Genomic DNA, 16,943 nt, shown 5'->3' with positions numbered 1-16,943 from the left:
ATTACTTTCGAAAGTTTATAGTGCATCTTGAAGCTTAGTTGAAAGATCTAAGTTTTGAGATGTTTTTTTACTAGATTTTCCATATCGAAGCTATAAGTTCAGAAAAATCTCTAGGATAATGAATCTACTGAAACTTTTAAATATCTGGTAGATAGCAGGAGAGAAGCAAATCTGCTATAATGGTCTTATGATTATTTTACAAGCAAGCAAGATTGAGCGCTCTTTTGCAGGGGAGCTTCTTTTTGACAATATTAACCTGCAGGTGGATGAGGGTGATCGGATTGCCCTCGTTGGTAAAAATGGAGCTGGCAAGTCAACCCTGCTCAAGATTTTGGTGGGCGAGGAAGAGCCTACTTCTGGTCAGATCAATAAAAAACGAGACCTGTCCCTATCCTATCTGGCTCAGGACAGCCGCTTTGAGTCGGAGAATACTATCTTCGACGAGATGCTGCTGGTCTTTAATAGTCTGCATCAGCAGGAGAAACGACTGCGACAGATGGAGCTGCAAATGGGAGAATTATCAGGGGAAGACCTGACTGCTCTCATGACCCAGTATGATCAGCTGTCAGAGGATTTTCGCCAGAAAGGCGGTTTTACCTATGAGGCCGATATTCGAGCGATTTTGAATGGCTTCAAGTTTGACCAGTCCATGTGGCAGATGAAGATTTCTGAGCTGTCAGGCGGGCAGAATACCCGTCTGGCTCTGGCTAAGATGCTTTTGGAAAAGCCAGAACTGCTGGTCTTGGACGAGCCGACCAACCACTTGGATATCGAGACCATTGCCTGGCTGGAGACTTACTTAATTAACTACAGCGGTGCCCTGATCATCATCAGCCACGACCGCTATTTCCTAGACAAGGTTGCGACTATCACGCTGGATTTGACCAAGCATTCCTTGGATCGCTATGTGGGCAATTACTCTAGCTTTGTGATCCAAAAGGAGCAGAAGCTGGCTACTGAAGCCAAGAACTATGAAAAGCAGCAGAAAGAAATCGCTGCGCTGGAGGACTTTGTCAATCGCAATCTAGTTCGGGCTTCCACAACCAAGCGGGCTCAGTCCCGTCGAAAGCAGCTGGAAAAGATGGAGCGTTTGGACAGGCCGGAGACCGGCAGTCGCTCGGCTAATATGACTTTCAGAGCCGATAAGGTTTCGGGTAATGTTGTGCTGACCCTGGAAGATGCGGCTATTGGCTACGGCGAGGAAGTCCTGTCGGAGCCGATTAACCTTGACATTCGCAAATTTAATGCGGTAGCTATTGTCGGGCCAAATGGGATTGGGAAAACGACCTTGATTAAATCACTAATCGGTCAAGTGCCTTTCATCAGGGGCAAAGAGCAGCTGGGGGCCAATGTGGAAGTGGGCTACTATGACCAGACCCAGAGCAAACTGACTCCCAGCAATACAGTTCTCGACGAGCTATGGAATGACTTCAAGCTGACACCAGAGGTCGAGATTCGCAATCGCTTAGGCGCTTTCCTCTTCTCGGGAGACGATGTCAAGAAGTCTGTCGGCATGCTATCAGGTGGAGAGCGAGCGCGGCTGCTTCTAGCCAAGCTGTCTATGGAAAACAAGAACTTCCTCATCCTAGACGAGCCGACCAACCACCTGGACATTGACAGCAAGGAAGTGCTGGAAAATGCCCTGATTGACTTTGACGGCACCCTGCTCTTTGTCAGCCATGACCGTTACTTTATCAATCGCGTGGCCACTCAGATTATCGAGCTCTCTGAGACAGGCTCCACCCTTTATCTGGGTGATTATGACTACTATCTGGAGAAAAAGTCAGAGCAGGAAGCCTTGCGTGAGGAGACGGAGCAGGTTGATTTAGATAAGCCTGCCCCTGCCAATGACTATCAGCTTCAAAAGGAAAACCAGAAAGAACAGCGCCGGCTGGCCCGCCGCCTAGAGCAATTGGAAGCGCAAATCGAGGACTTGGACAGTCAGATCAGTCAGCTTCAGGAAGCCATGCAGGCTACCAACGACGCCAGTGAACTCATGGAGAGCCAGCAGCAAATCGACCAGCTGACTGCCGCCCAAGAAGAAGCCCTGCTCGAATGGGAAGAACTGGCAGAGAAGGTGTAGTATTTTTAGGGGCAGTCAGTCAGCCCGCTTTGAAAGGAGCTACTGATGACGACAGAAAACGATTGGTTTATGCGGCAGATCAAGGGAGCAGCCAATATGCTTGGTTCGGCGCTGCGCCTAACAATCCAGCATTTAGATCTGGGGCAGTTTGAAGATGAGCAAGGCCGGCAGCTTGATGGAGCTGATTATTTGCAAGAGCTGCTGGAAAGCGAGCATTTTGCAGAGGCTACTGATTTCGTTCAGGCCCAGATGAAGCGCCTGCCTTTCCATCAATATGAGATACTGGCGGACCAGTTCTTGCTTTATCTGGCCAGTCTGGAAGCCCCAGCAAAAGACCGGAATGGCTTGGATGAAGCCTATTTACAGGATTTGGAAAAGCAACTGAAAGAATTTAAGTGGTAAACAAATGGAAAATTTAGGCAAAGTTTTTCGTGATTTTCGTTTAAATGGGCATTATTCTTTGAAGGAAGCGTCGGGTCAGGTTTGCTCGACCTCTCAGCTGTCTCGTTTTGAGCTGGGTGAGTCGGACATGACCCTCTCGAAATTTTTAGATCTCTTGGATAATATTCATGTGACCCTTGAAAATTTTATGGACAAAGCTCGGAATTTCCAGCAGCATGAACACGTGGCCATGATGGGTAAGATTATCCCTCTTTACTACTCAAATGACATCAAGGGATTTCAGGACTTGCAAGCGGAGCAGTTAGAAAAGGCCAAGGCCAGCAGTGCGCCTCTTTACTATGAGCTCAATTGGATTTTGCTGCAGGGCTTGATTTGTCAGAGGGACAATCAGTTTCGCATGAGGCAAGAGGATTTAGATAAGGTGGCTGATTATCTCTTTCAAGTGGAAGATTGGACCATGTACGAGCTTATCCTCTTTGGAAACCTCTATAGTTTCTATGATGTGGACTATGTCTACCGTCTGGGCAAGGAAGTTATGGAGCGGGAGGACTACTACAAAGAAATCGGTCGCCATAAGAAATTGGTCTTGATTTTAGCCCTCAATTGTTACCAGCATTGTTTGGAAAGTCGTTCTTTTGATAAGGCTAGTTATTTTGAGGCTTACGTAGAGAAAATCATTGGCAAAGGCATCAAACTCTATGAACGCAATGTGTTCCTCTATCTCAAGGGTTTTGCGGCCTATCAGAAGGGGGAGAATAAGCAGGGCATCAAGCAAATGCGGGAAGCCATGCATATCTTTGAAGTGCTGGAACTACCTGAGCAAGTCGCTTATTATCAAGAGCATTTCGATAAGTTTGTGAAAGTATAATTTCCCAAATATGGGAAAAATAAAGAACCTCCCTCCATTTCTGATACAATAGTTTCAGAAATGGAGGGAGGTATTTTTATGAATCGACAAGCAGTGCAGCTGATTACACGGGCTGCTATTAATAAAATTGGGAATATGCTTTATGACTATGGAAATAGTATCTGGCTTGCTTCTTTGGGAGCTCTGGGGCAGACGGTCTTGGGCATTTACCAGATATCAGAGCTAGTTACTTCCATCTTATTCAATCCTTTGGGGGGAGCTATTACGGACCGCTTTTCCAGACGTAAGGTGCTGATGGTAGCAGACTTGGTTTGTGCTGGTCTTTGTATGTTGATTTCTTTTATTTCTAACGACCAGCTCATGATTGGAGCACTGATTTTTGCTAATGTGGTTCAGGCTATAGCCTTTGCTTTTTCTCGGCCAGCTAATAAGTCTTATATTACCGAAATTGTGGACAAGGAAGACATCGTGGCTTACAATTCTCATCTGGAATTGGCCTTGCAGGTTATCAGTGTCTCAGCCCCAGTTCTGTCTTTTATCGTGATGCAGTATGCGAATCTGCGCATGACCCTTCAGCTGGATGCCCTTAGCTTCTTTCTGGCTTTTGCCTTGATTTACTTTCTGCCCAATCATGAGCCAAGCAAGCAGAAGTCTCCCATCAATCTTGGAAATATCCTGAGAGATATCAAGGAAGGTTTAGTCTATATCCGTCAGCAAAAAGAAATCTTCTTTCTGCTCTTGGTAGCTTCGGCAGTCAATTTTTTCTTTGCGGCCTTTAATTATCTATTGCCTTTTACCAATCAGCTCTACGGTAAGACAGGTTCTTATGCAAGCATTTTGAGTTTGGGTGCTGTAGGCTCAATCATTGGAGCCATTCTAGCCAGCAAGGTTAAGGCCAGTATGGGCAACTTACTTGTAGCCCTGCTATTGACAGGTGTTGGAGTCGCAGTCATGGGCGTCTCTACCTTGCTACCGGTTCATCCCTATTTTTCTTATTCTGGTAATCTTATCTGTGAGCTCTTTATGACTGTTTTCAACATTCATTTCTTCAGCCAGGTTCAGACTAAGGTGGACAAGCAGTATCTAGGTCGCGTTTTCTCAACGATCTACACGCTGGCAATTCTTTTCATGCCTCCTGCGACTTTCCTAATGACTCTGCTACCAAGCGTCCACACTCTTTCCTTTCTACTGATTGGTTTCGGAGTGATGGGATTGGCTTTGATTTCCTACCTTTATCAAAAGAAAATACAAAAAAACTAGGCTGGAATAAATTCCAACCTAGTTTTTTGAATGTGAGTTTTCAAGTACTTCTTTGGTCTTTTTAAGCTCTTTTTTCAGTGAGAAATTTTTTACCATGCTGATGAGAAAGGTCGTGACAGAACCTAGGAGCACTGAAATCAAAATCAATATAATCAAGGGAAGTTTGAAGCTAAATAGGATAAAGCTAACATTGACGCTCTGCATATTGGCCAAGGAAATACCAGCAACCAATAGAACGGTAATTAAAAGTAGAATATAATGCAATTTTTCTTTCATAGTGATTCTCCTGTTTGTCTATTCAAACTCAGCCTTGCTTTTGACATCTCCGTATTCTTCCTGTTTTTCCAGTGCTAAGATGTCCTCATAAGCTGCCAATTTAAGATCTGAGCCATATTTCTTTTTCAGTGCTGTTGTTACCAGACGATAGGCCAAGTTTGCGTTGCGGGATAAGATGGGGCCATGGAAGTAGGAACCAAAGACATTTTTATAATGAACACCTTCGCAACCATCCTCTTGGTTGTTACCATTTCCATAGACAACCTTGCCCAGTGGTTTTTCATCATCAGAGAGGAAGGTGCGGCCTTGATGATTTTCAAAACCATAGTAGGTCTCGTTGAATTCATCATTATGAATCTTGATGTCGCCAATGTAACGATTATTAGTCTGATTGAGGGTATAATGTCCCATGATACCTAAGCCCTCGATCCGTCGACCTGATGCTTCGATATAGTATTGTCCCAAGAGTTGAAAACCACCGCAGATAGCTAACACTACGCCATTTTCGTTGATAAAATTTTCTAAGGTATCCTTTTTAGCTGGTAAGTCACGAGCTACGATCGTTTGTTCATAGTCTTGGCCACCACCAAAGAAGACGATGTCGTAGCTGTCCTTGTCAAAACCATCTTCTAGAGAGACGATATCGACTTGAACTCTAGCACCTAGCTTTTCTGCTACATATTTGAGCATGAGCACATTTCCATTATCTCCATAAGTATTCATGAGATCTCCATAGAGATGGGCAATTTTAATATCGTAAGGGAAATCCTGGTTTTCAGGAGAAGTGAGGGATGTATAAACCATTAGTTCATCTCCTTTCTAACAACCTGACGCTCTGCCAGCAACTCTCGAAATTCAAGCATAGCGGTATATGTAGCTAAGATATAGGCATGCTTAGTTTCTTGTTGTTCAATGGCTTTGAAAACTGCTTCTAAGTCTTTGACTTCGCTAATCTGATCTGCTGGATAACCCGTTACTCGCAGTCGCCGAGCAATCTCGGAGTGACGGACACCACCTGCGATGACATGAGGAATATCCATCTCTAAAATCTTCTCAAAGCCAGCATCCCAGATCCAGCTGGTATCAATGCCGTCCGCATAATTAGCATTGAGCAAGACAGATAAGCTAAAGTCAAAAGGTGCAAGCTCAATCATTTCCAAGGCTTGGGTAGCACCAACTGGATTTTTAATCAAAACCAAGGTACACTCTTTATCTCCGATTTTGAAGGTTTCCTGACGGCCAAAGACAGCTCGGCTCTTATCAAAGCCAGACTTGATTGTAGAAGGATCAACTCCAAAGAATTGAGCCACTGACACTGCAGCCAACGCATTGTAGATATTGTAGAGTCCGCCGATATTGATCTGATAGTCTTGTCCATCAATAGTAAAGGCAGAGCGGTTATGCTCAAGAGCATTGAGAGCAGTCAAGCTGTAGTCTAGTTTAGGACGTTTGAAGCCGCAGTCCTCACAGATATAAGCTCCCAGATTGGCATAGGTGTTGAGCTCGTACTTGAGGATATGCTCGCACTTGGGACAGAGGATGCCTTCAGTATTATAGTGAGCCAGCTGGGCCGGGCTTTTTTCAGTGTCAAATCCATAGTAGCGGACAGGATTCTTCAGGCTGACAGAGTTAAAAAGAGGGCTGTCCCCATTCATTAGCACTGTCGCTTCAGGAACTTTAGCTGCAGCATCCAGAATCATCTGGTAGGTCGTGTAGATCTCCCCATAGCGGTCCATCTGATCACGGAAAATATTGGTAAAGACGAAGAGGCTGGGCTTGATATAGTCACAAATCCGAGATAGGCTGGCTTCATCTATTTCCAGCACAGCGATATTTTTGCCAGATTTGCCTTTTTTAGCAGTCAGGAAGGTTGTGGTAATCCCTGTAATCATATTGGCACCACTGGTATTAGTAGTAACTTCTCCAAAAGCTTCCTTGAGAATGCCCACTGTCAAAGCAGTGGTTAGTGTCTTTCCGTTGGTTCCCGTAATTACTACGACTTCATAGTTCTTAGCTAAGTTTTGTAAAATATTTTTATCAAAGGTTAAGGCAATTTTTCCAGGAAGAGTAGATCCACGTCCCATTTTGCTGAGGACAAAGTGGGAGGATTTACCTGCCCAGAGGCCTAAAAGTGTATTTATCTTCATAAGAATTATTTTATCATAAAAAGTAAATTTGATTACAGAAAAAATCTACTAAAAATGATATAATAGGAAAGAACGTTTTCTTTGATAGGGTGGATTGATTATGAATTTTCAACAATTGTCTAATCTCCAGTACTGGTCCAGTTTGTTTGGCAGCCCCTGGAGTATTTTGATTAATATCATTGATATTGCTTTGGTGGCTTGGATCTTATATTTCTTTACTAAGGCTGTTGCAGGAACAAAAATCATGATTCTCCTGCGTGGAGTTTTTCTCTTTGTATTAGGACAAATAATTGCAAATTTTTTAGGCCTAGCAACGATCTCTTGGCTGATTAATCAAGTTATCACTTATGGGGTCATTGCAGCAGTAGTAATTTTTGCTCCAGAAATTCGAACAGGACTCGAACGCTTAGGTAGAGCAACGGATCTTTTTTCAGCAACTCCTATGAGCTCGGAAGAAAAGCTTATCCAAGCTTCTGTCAAAGCTGTTGAGTATATGAGTCCACGTAAGATTGGAGCTTTGGTTGCGATTCAAGGTAGCAGAACCTTGCAAGAGTATATTTCGACTGGAATTCCCTTGGATGCGGATGTGTCAGGTGAATTACTGATTAATATATTTATCCCAAATACTCCTTTGCACGATGGTGCAGTCATTATCAGAGATAATAAGATTGCTGTATCATGTGCTTATCTTCCTCTCACAGAAAATTCAAGGATTTCCAAGGAATTTGGTACTCGGCATCGGGCTGCAATCGGACTATCTGAGGTTTCTGATGCTTTTACATTTGTTGTATCAGAGGAAACTGGAGGTATTTCTATCACTCACAATGGTGTCTTCAAGCATGATTTATCTCTGCAGGAATTTGAAGAGGAGCTTCGTAAGGTTTTGGCTCCTGATCAACCTGTTAAAAAAGGTTGGCATCAGCGTATATTGGGAGGGCATAGAAAATGAAAAACTATAAAAATATCTGGTATATCCTCTCCTCTATCTTTTTTGCTCTGGTCTTATTTGTTTATGCAACCTCAAATAATTTCCAAAACAATGCCAATATTCGCTTAAATAAGTCTGAAACATACACTAATACAATTACAAATGTTCCGATTGACGTGAAATACGACAGCGATGAATATTTTATAAGTGGTTTCTCTTCTGAAGCAACAGTTAGTTTGACGGGATCAAATCGCTTGACCTTGGCCAGTGAAATGCAGGAAAGTACTCGGAAATTCAAAATAGTAGCTGATCTGACCAATGTTAAGACAGGTATCTCAGAGGTGAAACTAAGTATTAATAATCTACCTAGTGGCCTGACAGCAACAGTAAATCCTGATAAGATCACTGTAAAAGTAGGTAAGCGCGTGAGTAAGACATTTCCTGTACAGACAACTATCACAGAAAGTCAGGTTGCTCAAGGAGTTTCAATTTCAAGTGTCAACTTCGGTGATTCGAAGGTTACCGTCTTTACTGATGAGGACTACATGGAAAGAATTGACCATGTAGAAGCGGTCTTACCAGAGAGTGACGTCATTAGTGGTAATTATACAGGCGTTGCAACTTTGAGAGCTGTAGACAGTAATGGGACTGCAATACCAAGTGTCATTAGTCCTTATGAAACGACGGTGAAGATTACGACTAAGACGTCAGGTTCATCTTCGACAAGTACAAGCTCAACTTCTACGAGCTCTTCTAATCATTAATAAAACAGTTTATAACCTGAAAGGAATAATAGAATAATGGGAAAATATTTTGGAACCGATGGTGTTCGCGGAGAAGCAAATGTGGAATTGACGCCTGAATTGGCCTTTAAATTAGGTCGTTTTGGCGGTTACGTTCTGAGCCAGCACGAAAGTGAAGTGCCTAAGGTCTTCGTTGGACGTGATACACGGATTTCAGGAGAAATGTTAGAAAGCGCCTTGATTGCAGGTCTTTTATCAGTTGGTATTCATGTTTATAAACTTGGAGTTATTGCAACACCAGGTGTAGCTTATTTGGTTAAGTCAGAAAAAGCAAGCGCCGGAGTTATGATTTCGGCCAGCCATAACCCAGCACTGGATAATGGTATCAAGTTCTTTGGTGGTGACGGCTATAAGTTGGATGATGATCGAGAACTAGAAATTGAAGCACTGCTTGATGCGACTGAAGATACTTTGCCACGTCCAAGTGCTGAGGGACTCGGAACTCTTGTTGATTATCCAGAAGGACTACGCAAGTATCAACAATACCTAGTTTCAACTGGTTTAGAGCTAGAAGGTATGCATGTTGCTCTGGACACGGCTAATGGCGCCGCTTCAACAAGTGCTCGTCAGATTTTTGCTGATTTAGGCGCTCAATTGACTGTTATTGGAGAAAACCCAGATGGTCTCAATATTAACTTGAATGTTGGTTCGACTCATCCTGAAGCTTTACAAGAGACTGTAAGAGAATCTGGCGCAGCTATTGGTTTAGCTTTTGATGGAGATAGTGATCGTCTGATTGCTGTGGATGAGAATGGTGAGCTGGTTGATGGTGATAAGATTATGTACATCATCGGTAAGTATCTATCTGAAAAGGGTCAGTTGGCTCAAAACACTATTGTCACGACAGTTATGTCAAACCTTGGTTTCCATAAGGCATTAGATCGAGAAGGAATTCAAAAGGCTGTAACAGCTGTTGGAGACCGTTATGTAGTCGAAGAAATGCGCCAATCTGGCTATAATCTTGGCGGAGAACAGTCTGGACATGTGATTATCATGGACTATAATACAACAGGTGACGGCCAGTTAACTGCTGTACAATTGACCAAAATCATGAAAGAGACTGGTAAAAAATTATCAGAACTTGCATCCGAAGTAACCATTTATCCTCAGAAATTAGTCAATATTCGAGTAGAAAATAGCATGAAGGACAAGGCGATGGAGGTCCCTGCTATCAAATCAATCATTGAAGAAATGGAAGCAAAAATGGCTGGAAATGGACGGATTTTAGTTCGTCCAAGTGGAACTGAACCATTACTTCGCGTAATGGCGGAAGCTCCAAGTCATGAGGAAGTTGATTTCTATGTTGATACGATTGCGGATGTCGTTCGTGCGGAAATTGGTATTGAATAAATAACTATGAAAACAAAGAAGTAGCATTGATTTTGCTACTTTTTTGTATGAAATGAATCCATTCACATATATATCTTGTACTATAACTGATTTTTTTGTTATTTTTCTATAAAACATTTCCTACTTTTCTGTATTTTAGGTATAATAAAATATGAAGGAGGGAATAATGAATGAAAGAAAAAAATAATCTTGTTCTTAAATTCTTTATTTTGTTGTCGGCTATTGTTTTTGGTCTTGGAGTAACAAAATCAGCTCAAGCGACTGAAGTTACTGACTATACAAACAATGTTACTATAACTAAAAATGGTAGTCCTCTAACTAGCGATACAACAGTTACGACAAATGAGACCTTAGCTGTGACAAGTGACATTACTTTTCCGGATTCACAAGCTATTAATAGCGGTGATACCCTTACTCTGAAGCTGCCTCAAGAGTTAACTCTTATTACAGTTTTGAATTTTAATGTCATTGATGTCAAAAATGATAAGGGTGAAGTTGTTGGTACCGCTCAAGTAGATCCGAACAATCAGACGGTGACAGTAACTTTCAGTGATTACTTCTCTCGTTTGCCTGAAAATAAGAGAATGTCTCTAAATTTCAATGTTCGATTAAATAATGACACAGTCAAAGAGTCTGGCCCTGTTTCATTCCGTTTTGGTCAAACTGACTTTTCTTTCCAATATAAAAAGGATGATGGTCAAGCTGGTGAGTACGAGATGAAATATGGTTACCAAGATAAATCAGACCCAAGCATTGTTAAATGGCGTATTATCTTAAACGCTCGACAAGACATGCTTCGTGGAATGGTTATTTCTGATAATTTTGGTGACGGCTTAACTCTTGTTCCAGGAAGTTTACGTGCTGTGCGCTATGCACCAGTTCAAGGGGGAATTCGTAATGAAGCCCATCTTTTAACTCTACCTGTTCTTGATAATTTTACAAAGAAAGCAGTTCTTTCTAAAAATGCAAATGGCGATGTAAATGGCTTCACCATCAACTTTGGTGATAATTACAATTGGCCAATGTATATTGAATACTCAACTCGTGTAGCGCCAGGAACTAAAGTAGGTGATACAGTAAATAATAAATTATCTTGGTCAGCTACAAACTTCCCAGGAGAACGAACAATCAATCGCTCACTTAGATTGGAAGCTGGTTCGGGAGATGGAAGTGCCGAACGCTCAAAAGATGTTGTAATCAAGGCTCAAAAAACTCTGGTCGGTAAAGAATTGACTAAGGGACAATTTAGTTTTGGCCTTTATGATGACAAGGGGCAACTATTACAGACAGCGACTAATGAAGCTGATGGTTCTATTAATTTCGCAGCAATCAATTATAGTCAAGCTGGTACATTCAACTATGTAATTAAAGAAATTCCAGGGCAGGAAGATGGCTACACTTATGACTCTAAAGAGGTTAAAGTAACAGTTAAAGTAGTTGATGTATTGGGTGAAAAATTTGGTTCAGTTTCTTATGATGGAGACGCGACTTTTACCAATACATACAAACCAGTAACCTCTGTATCAGGTCATAAAACATGGGTAAATGATACAAACATGACTCGTCCACAGAGCATTACAGTTAATCTATATGCTAACAATCAAGTAGTAGCATCTAAAGTTGTCGGTGAAGCTGATGGCTGGAACTACACATTTAGTGGTCTTCCAGTAAATGATGAAAATGGTCAAAAAATTACCTATACAATTGGTGAAGATGCCATTGTAAACTATAGTTCAAAAGTTGAAGGTTATGACTTAATTAATACCTATGATCCGCCAACTATTCCATCAAACCCAGGAGAGCCTGGAAAGGATAAACCAAGCAATCCAGGTGGAGGCGATCCGAATGATCCTGGTAGTAAAACGCCAGATCCAAAGGTAGAAGATCCAAAGGGTTCAAATAAACAAGATCCAAAAACAACAGAAACCAAGAAATCTGACAATAAACCAACCTTGCCAAAGACTGGTGAGCAAGCGGCTATCTGGTTATCAGTAGCTGGAGTCTCAATTTTGGTTATTCTTGGTGGTGTGTTTGTAGTCTTAAGAAAGAAAAATAAACAATAATTGATGGCTTAAAAAATAAGAAGTCAGTTTTTAAGTGATCAAAATAATTTGAAAGAAGATAAGGTTTATCATTTTTATCCCTTTCTTCTTTCTTTTTTTATTTGAAGCGACTAGCATTTGAAAAATACTATCAATCATGTTAGAATAAGTCTATAAAAATATAAGAGGTAATTATTGTGGCTTTTGGAGATGAAGGAAAACGCAAAAAAACAGGATTTGAAAAATTAACAATGGTCGTTGTGGTAATCATGATTGTGGTAACAGTCGGAGCCATTATTGCTAGTGCAGTCAGCGCTATTTTGAGATAATTTTAAATCCGAAACGCTCTTTCAGCGTTTTTTTTAGGAATATGAAAGTGAAATTTAAGAGAAGGTAGAGAAAGAATGAGTATGTTTTTAGATACAGCCAAGATTCAGGTTAAGGCTGGTAATGGTGGTGATGGTATGGTTGCCTTTCGCCGTGAAAAGTATGTTCCTAATGGCGGCCCTTGGGGAGGCGATGGTGGCCGAGGCGGTAATGTGGTTTTTGTCGTAGACGAGGGTCTTCGTACCCTGATGGACTTTCGATACAATCGCCATTTCAAAGCTCAGTCTGGTGAAAAGGGCATGACCAAGGGCATGCATGGCCGTGGCGCTGAGGACTTAATTGTTCGTGTACCTCAGGGGACGACGGTTCGTGATGCTGAGACTGGCAAGGTGCTGACGGACTTGGTAGAAAATGGTCAAGAATTTATCGTAGCGCGTGGTGGCCGAGGCGGTCGTGGAAATATCCGTTTTGCAACGCCTAAAAATCCTGCACCTGAGATTTCTGAAAACGGAGAACCAGGACAGGAGCGGGAGCTTTTGCTGGAGCTCAAGGTCCTAGCAGACGTTGGTCTGGTCGGCTTCCCATCTGTCGGAAAATCCACTCTGCTTAGCGTGATTACAGCGGCTAAGCCTAAGATTGGTGCCTATCATTTCACGACAATCGTGCCAAATCTAGGCATGGTTCGCACCCAGTCTGGCGAGTCTTTTGCAGTTGCAGATCTACCGGGTTTGATAGAGGGAGCTAGCCAAGGGGTCGGACTGGGAACCCAGTTTCTCCGTCATATTGAGCGGACACGGGTTATTCTTCATGTCATCGATATGTCAGCGAGTGAAGGACGTGACCCTTATGAGGACTATCTGGCTATCAATAAAGAGTTGGAATCCTACAATCTTCGTCTTATGGAGCGCCCGCAGATTATTGTTGCCAATAAGATGGATATGCCTGACAGCGCTGAAAATCTCAAGGTATTTAAAGAGAAATTGGCAGCTAATTATGATGAGTTTGCGGAACTGCCACAAATCTTCCCAATTTCCAGTCTGACTAAGCAAGGACTTTCGACTCTCTTAGATGCGACCGCAGAATTACTGGATAAGACACCTGAATTTCTTCTTTATGATGAGTCTGAAATGGAAGAAGAAGCTTACTATGGCTTTGACGAGGAAGCACCAGCCTTTGAAATTTCTCGTGATGATGATGCGACTTGGGTGTTGTCAGGTGACAAGCTGGAGAAACTCTTTAATATGACCAACTTTGACCGCGATGAAGCAGTCATGAAATTTGCCCGTCAGCTTCGTGGTATGGGTGTTGATGAAGCCCTTCGTGCTCGCGGAGCCAAGGATGGGGATCTGGTCCGCATCGGCAAGTTTGAGTTTGAATTCGTTGACTAAGGAGGCTTGAAATGGGTGATAAACCAATATCTTTCCGTGATGAAAATGGAAATTTTGTCTCTGCAGCAGACGTTTGGAACGCAGAAAAGCTAGAAGAACTCTTCACACGCCTTAATCCAAATCGGAAATTACGATTGGAAAGAGAAAAGGCTCAAAAAAAAGATTAAAATAAGCACTCTGAGGAAAATTCTCAGGGTGTTTCTATTTATAGTTAACTGTTAGTGCGCTTCTTTTGCTTCAGATAATGATATAATATGCTTAAGGAATATTCGAATCTAAAGGAGAGTGGATGATGACTAAAGCATTAGAGGATATGTCTTTGGAAGAGCTATGGCAGCTTTTTCCGATTGTTTTAAGAGAGCATCAAACTGAGTGGAAAGACTGGTATGAGGAGGAGCGATTTCGACTATTAAGTTTTATACCAGAACATCAGATCGTTCGTCTTAGTCATATTGGCTCAACATCAGTAGAGACTATCTGGGCCAAGCCTATAGTGGACATCATGCTGGAGATTCCTAAAAAAATAGATATGGCGGTAATGAGAGACTTACTTCTACAGAATGGCTATTTGCTCATGTCAGAAAGTCAAGGGAGGATGTCTTTTAATAAGGGCTACACACCGAGTGGTTTTGCCAAGCGGGTTTTCCATCTGCATCTGCGCTATGAAGGTGATCATGATGAGCTTTATTTTAGGGACTATTTGCAGGAACATCCTGCTGTTGCTAAGGACTATGAACAGCTCAAACTTTCTTTGTGGAAACAGTATGAACACAATCGGGATGCCTATACAGACTCCAAGACGGTTTTTATCAGGAAATACACCGAGAAAGCTAAAAAGCTTTATGGCAGAAGATATGAGAGGGAAGTCCTATGATTTATCTTGTGATAATAGTCCTTCTGATTATTCTGGTTTTTCCTTACTTAATTTACCAATCTAAGAAACCATCAGGCCTTATTGGACTATGGATGATGAAAATTTGGAATCGTGTTTATATGCCCATGGTTGTCTGGTCGGTCAGTCAGTTGGATCATAAGAAGCGATTTCATGCCATTTTGGATGTTGGAGTTGGAAATGGAGCTTCCTCGAAGTATTTAAAAATGCACTTTCCTGATAGCCAAGTTTTGGGGATTGATATTTCAAGTACAGCCATCAAATCAGCTGAAGAATTGTCTGAGCCTGGCCTATCTTTCGAGGTGAAAAATGTTGAGAAAACAAATCTTCCTGTTGAGGAATTTGATTTGATTACAGCCTTTCAGACTCATTTTCATTGGTCAAATTTAACGAAGGCCTTGTTAGAACTTAAGCGGATACTGAAGCCAGATGGAATCATTTTACTGGCATGTGAATGGAGCAAATTAGCTTACTACCTACCAGACTTTAAAAAGCGCGAAAAACTGGAAAGCTTCTTGACAGCCTTGGACCTACATCTTCTCAATAGTCAAAGAAATGGTCAATGGATTCTTTATCAAATCGTGAAAAACTAAGGGGGGTATCCTATGAAACAATTATTTTTATGCTCTTATTTTGCGGGAGTCAAGGAATTGTTCAGACAATATGCGTCCGAAAAGCAATTGGGCAAACATGTGCTTTTTATCCCGACGGCTGGAAATGTAGAAGAGTACAGGGGTTATATTGACGAAGCCCTGCAGACCTTTGCAGATTTGGGATTTCAAGTAGAAATTTTAGATATTTCAGCTTGTGATAGAGAAACAGCTCAAGCAAAGATTTTCCAAAGTAAACTACTCTATGTCTCTGGTGGCAATACTTTTTATCTTCTGCAAGAATTAAAGAAAAAGCAGCTTCTGTCCTTGATAAGAGAGCAGATTGTGGATGGTATGGTTTATGTGGGCGAATCAGCTGGTGCCATCATCACAGCCAAGGACATTGACTACAATAAGCTCATGGACGATAAAGGAGTTGCAACAGAACTGCACGATACAGAGGCACTAAGCGAGGTGGATTTTTATGTTCTTCCTCATGTTGGCGAAGAACCCTTTGTTGAAAGTGCCCAGGCCACTCTGGATACATACAGCGACCAGCTGAATCTGCTTCCCCTCAATAATCGCCAAGCTGTGCTTGTGGAAGGTGAAGAAGTGAAGGTTTTGGAGGATAAGTAATCAGAATATATGTTCTAGTGAACCTACTTGAGAAACTATAATAAAAGGAATGAGTGAAATTGCGATAAACTAGATTAAACAAATTAGAATGCGGGGATTGAACTTTGATTGAAAAAATATATGAAACACCAAGTGGAATAATTCATTATTGGACAAATGATGCTGTTGAATCATCCCAAAGTGCTCTTATCTTTTTACCAGGGCTAACTGCTGATCATAGGTTATTTGAAAAACAAATAGAATATTTTAAAGATACATATAGAGTCTTGGTTTGGGACGCACCTGGACACGCTTCATCTTATCCATTTCGTCTCGATTTTACTTTATTTGATTTAGCAAGTTGGCTGGATGGAATATTTGTCAAAGAGAGAATAAAAAATCCAATAGTAATTGGTCAGTCAATGGGAGGATATGTAGGACAGGTTTATGCTCAACTTTTTCCTGAGAAATTAAAAGGTCTTGTTACGATTGATTCACCATCCCTTCAAAGGAAGTATTATACAGCTATGGAATTGTGGCTCTTAAAAAATATGGAGGCAATTTATAGAATCTATCCATGGAAATTTCTTTTGAAATCAGGCCCTAAAAGCGTATCAACAACAGACTATGGAAGAAAACTGATGTATGATATGATGATGATTTATGATGGCGATCAAGAAAGGTATGCTCGTCTTGCGGGATACGGATATAAGATATTTTCAGAAGCAGTGGAGAAGAAACTTTCCTATGAAGTAAAATGTCCACAATTGGTTATATGTGGAAAAGAAGATCGTGCAGGGTCTTGTATACGATATTTGAAGGCCTATGAAAGAAATACTGGGAAGTCTGTTCAATGGATTGATAAGGCGGGGCACAATTCTAATACCGACCAACCCGATATTGTAAATAGACTGATTGATGAATTTTTGGATAACAAAATTAAAGAAAAGCTTGGTTGAAAGACCGGCTTTT

General features: G+C 41.5%; 18 protein-coding genes. 15 read left to right on the top strand and 3 right to left on the bottom strand.

The window, feature by feature from the left end; all coding sequences use genetic code 11:
* The first annotated feature begins 187 nt into the window (after window positions 1-187).
* The 4 genes from HMPREF3108_RS06110 to HMPREF3108_RS06095 all read left to right on the top strand — a co-directional run bounded on the left by HMPREF3108_RS06110 (window position 188) and on the right by HMPREF3108_RS06095 (window position 4,613).
* On the top strand, window positions 188-2,083 hold the full coding sequence (locus tag HMPREF3108_RS06110) for an ABC-F family ATP-binding cassette domain-containing protein (RefSeq protein ID WP_070493812.1): 1,896 nt from the start codon (window positions 188-190) through the stop codon (window positions 2,081-2,083).
* Window positions 2,084-2,128: 45 nt separating this feature from the next.
* Window positions 2,129-2,485, top strand: coding sequence for a hypothetical protein (locus HMPREF3108_RS06105; protein ID WP_061583753.1), 357 nt, complete (start codon window positions 2,129-2,131; stop codon window positions 2,483-2,485).
* Window positions 2,486-2,489: 4 nt separating this feature from the next.
* A complete protein-coding gene (locus HMPREF3108_RS06100; protein WP_070493809.1) occupies window positions 2,490-3,353 on the top strand; it encodes an Rgg family transcriptional regulator in 864 nt (287 codons plus the stop codon).
* Between the two features lie 78 nt (window positions 3,354-3,431).
* Window positions 3,432-4,613: an MFS transporter gene (locus HMPREF3108_RS06095; protein ID WP_048779706.1), complete on the top strand. Its 1,182-nt coding sequence runs from the start codon at window positions 3,432-3,434 to the stop codon at window positions 4,611-4,613.
* Between the two features lie 18 nt (window positions 4,614-4,631).
* Here HMPREF3108_RS06095 and HMPREF3108_RS06090 read toward each other — a convergent pair whose 3' ends face one another.
* The 3 genes from HMPREF3108_RS06090 to murT are packed head-to-tail and all read right to left on the bottom strand — an operon-like array spanning window position 4,632 to window position 7,036.
* Window positions 4,632-4,889, bottom strand: a complete 258-nt coding sequence (locus tag HMPREF3108_RS06090; RefSeq protein ID WP_048779704.1) for a lipopolysaccharide assembly protein LapA domain-containing protein — start codon at window positions 4,887-4,889, stop codon at window positions 4,632-4,634.
* Between the two features lie 18 nt (window positions 4,890-4,907).
* Window positions 4,908-5,693: a lipid II isoglutaminyl synthase subunit GatD gene (gene gatD / locus HMPREF3108_RS06085; protein ID WP_048779702.1), complete on the bottom strand. Its 786-nt coding sequence runs from the start codon at window positions 5,691-5,693 to the stop codon at window positions 4,908-4,910.
* Entirely contained in the window at window positions 5,693-7,036 is a 1,344-nt protein-coding gene (gene murT / locus HMPREF3108_RS06080) for a lipid II isoglutaminyl synthase subunit MurT (RefSeq protein WP_070493806.1), read from the bottom strand. Before murT ends, gatD begins: the two co-directional genes overlap by 1 nt.
* A gap of 100 nt (window positions 7,037-7,136) precedes the next feature.
* On the opposite strand from murT, the gene cdaA reads away from it, so the two are divergent.
* The 11 genes from cdaA (at window position 7,137) to HMPREF3108_RS06030 (ending at window position 16,930) form a co-directional block, all read left to right on the top strand.
* Window positions 7,137-7,985 (top strand): diadenylate cyclase CdaA, encoded by an 849-nt coding sequence (cdaA, locus tag HMPREF3108_RS06075; RefSeq protein WP_070493803.1) that lies wholly within the window; start codon window positions 7,137-7,139, stop codon window positions 7,983-7,985.
* A complete protein-coding gene (locus HMPREF3108_RS06070; protein WP_045635001.1) occupies window positions 7,982-8,728 on the top strand; it encodes a CdaR family protein in 747 nt (248 codons plus the stop codon). Before cdaA ends, HMPREF3108_RS06070 begins: the two co-directional genes overlap by 4 nt.
* A 36-nt stretch (window positions 8,729-8,764) precedes the next feature.
* Entirely contained in the window at window positions 8,765-10,117 is a 1,353-nt protein-coding gene (gene glmM, locus HMPREF3108_RS06065) for a phosphoglucosamine mutase (protein WP_045635000.1), read from the top strand.
* 170 nt (window positions 10,118-10,287) lie between these two features.
* On the top strand, window positions 10,288-12,180 hold the full coding sequence (locus tag HMPREF3108_RS06060; protein ID WP_070493800.1) for a Cna B-type domain-containing protein: 1,893 nt from the start codon (window positions 10,288-10,290) through the stop codon (window positions 12,178-12,180).
* A 176-nt stretch (window positions 12,181-12,356) separates the two neighbouring features.
* Window positions 12,357-12,488 carry a DUF4044 domain-containing protein gene (locus tag HMPREF3108_RS06055; RefSeq protein ID WP_012000341.1) on the top strand — a complete coding sequence of 44 codons (132 nt, stop codon included), beginning with the start codon at window positions 12,357-12,359 and terminating at the stop codon, window positions 12,486-12,488.
* A gap of 75 nt (window positions 12,489-12,563) precedes the next feature.
* Window positions 12,564-13,874, top strand: coding sequence for a GTPase ObgE (gene obgE / locus HMPREF3108_RS06050; RefSeq protein WP_045634998.1), 1,311 nt, complete (start codon window positions 12,564-12,566; stop codon window positions 13,872-13,874).
* A gap of 11 nt (window positions 13,875-13,885) precedes the next feature.
* Entirely contained in the window at window positions 13,886-14,041 is a 156-nt protein-coding gene (locus HMPREF3108_RS10835) for a hypothetical protein (RefSeq protein ID WP_045502399.1), read from the top strand.
* Window positions 14,042-14,166: 125 nt separating this feature from the next.
* On the top strand, window positions 14,167-14,748 hold the full coding sequence (locus HMPREF3108_RS06045) for a GrpB family protein (RefSeq protein WP_070493833.1): 582 nt from the start codon (window positions 14,167-14,169) through the stop codon (window positions 14,746-14,748).
* A complete protein-coding gene (locus HMPREF3108_RS06040; RefSeq protein WP_070493797.1) occupies window positions 14,745-15,359 on the top strand; it encodes a class I SAM-dependent methyltransferase in 615 nt (204 codons plus the stop codon). The genes HMPREF3108_RS06045 and HMPREF3108_RS06040 overlap by 4 nt, the downstream gene beginning before the upstream one ends.
* 12 nt (window positions 15,360-15,371) lie before the next feature.
* Window positions 15,372-15,992, top strand: coding sequence for a Type 1 glutamine amidotransferase-like domain-containing protein (locus HMPREF3108_RS06035; protein WP_070493794.1), 621 nt, complete (start codon window positions 15,372-15,374; stop codon window positions 15,990-15,992).
* Between the two features lie 104 nt (window positions 15,993-16,096).
* Window positions 16,097-16,930, top strand: a complete 834-nt coding sequence (locus HMPREF3108_RS06030) for an alpha/beta fold hydrolase (RefSeq protein WP_070493791.1) — start codon at window positions 16,097-16,099, stop codon at window positions 16,928-16,930.
* Window positions 16,931-16,943: the final 13 nt, after the last annotated feature.

The organism is Streptococcus sp. HMSC10A01, from assembly GCF_001807785.1.
In the GTDB taxonomy this organism is placed as follows: Bacteria; Bacillota; Bacilli; order Lactobacillales; family Streptococcaceae; genus Streptococcus; species Streptococcus gordonii.
This window is presented reverse-complemented; position numbering and strand designations above follow the sequence as displayed.

Bases quoted from the DNA above. Each gene is read 5' to 3' on its own strand.
- HMPREF3108_RS06090 (WP_048779704.1), bottom strand. From the start codon at position 4,889: ATGAAAGAAAAATTGCATTATATTCTACTTTTAATTACCGTTCTATTG.
- glmM (WP_045635000.1), top strand. From the start codon at position 8,765: ATGGGAAAATATTTTGGAACCGATGGTGTTCGCGGAGAAGCAAATGTG.
- HMPREF3108_RS06105 (WP_061583753.1), top strand. From the start codon at position 2,129: ATGACGACAGAAAACGATTGGTTTATGCGGCAGATCAAGGGAGCAGCC.
- HMPREF3108_RS06060 (WP_070493800.1), top strand. From the start codon at position 10,288: ATGAAAGAAAAAAATAATCTTGTTCTTAAATTCTTTATTTTGTTGTCG.
- murT (WP_070493806.1), bottom strand. From the start codon at position 7,036: ATGAAGATAAATACACTTTTAGGCCTCTGGGCAGGTAAATCCTCCCAC.
- obgE (WP_045634998.1), top strand. From the start codon at position 12,564: ATGAGTATGTTTTTAGATACAGCCAAGATTCAGGTTAAGGCTGGTAAT.
- HMPREF3108_RS06100 (WP_070493809.1), top strand. From the start codon at position 2,490: ATGGAAAATTTAGGCAAAGTTTTTCGTGATTTTCGTTTAAATGGGCAT.
- HMPREF3108_RS06095 (WP_048779706.1), top strand. From the start codon at position 3,432: ATGAATCGACAAGCAGTGCAGCTGATTACACGGGCTGCTATTAATAAA.
- HMPREF3108_RS06040 (WP_070493797.1), top strand. From the start codon at position 14,745: ATGATTTATCTTGTGATAATAGTCCTTCTGATTATTCTGGTTTTTCCT.
- HMPREF3108_RS06110 (WP_070493812.1), top strand. From the start codon at position 188: ATGATTATTTTACAAGCAAGCAAGATTGAGCGCTCTTTTGCAGGGGAG.
- HMPREF3108_RS06070 (WP_045635001.1), top strand. From the start codon at position 7,982: ATGAAAAACTATAAAAATATCTGGTATATCCTCTCCTCTATCTTTTTT.
- gatD (WP_048779702.1), bottom strand. From the start codon at position 5,693: ATGGTTTATACATCCCTCACTTCTCCTGAAAACCAGGATTTCCCTTAC.
- HMPREF3108_RS06035 (WP_070493794.1), top strand. From the start codon at position 15,372: ATGAAACAATTATTTTTATGCTCTTATTTTGCGGGAGTCAAGGAATTG.
- cdaA (WP_070493803.1), top strand. From the start codon at position 7,137: ATGAATTTTCAACAATTGTCTAATCTCCAGTACTGGTCCAGTTTGTTT.
- HMPREF3108_RS10835 (WP_045502399.1), top strand. From the start codon at position 13,886: ATGGGTGATAAACCAATATCTTTCCGTGATGAAAATGGAAATTTTGTC.
- HMPREF3108_RS06045 (WP_070493833.1), top strand. From the start codon at position 14,167: ATGACTAAAGCATTAGAGGATATGTCTTTGGAAGAGCTATGGCAGCTT.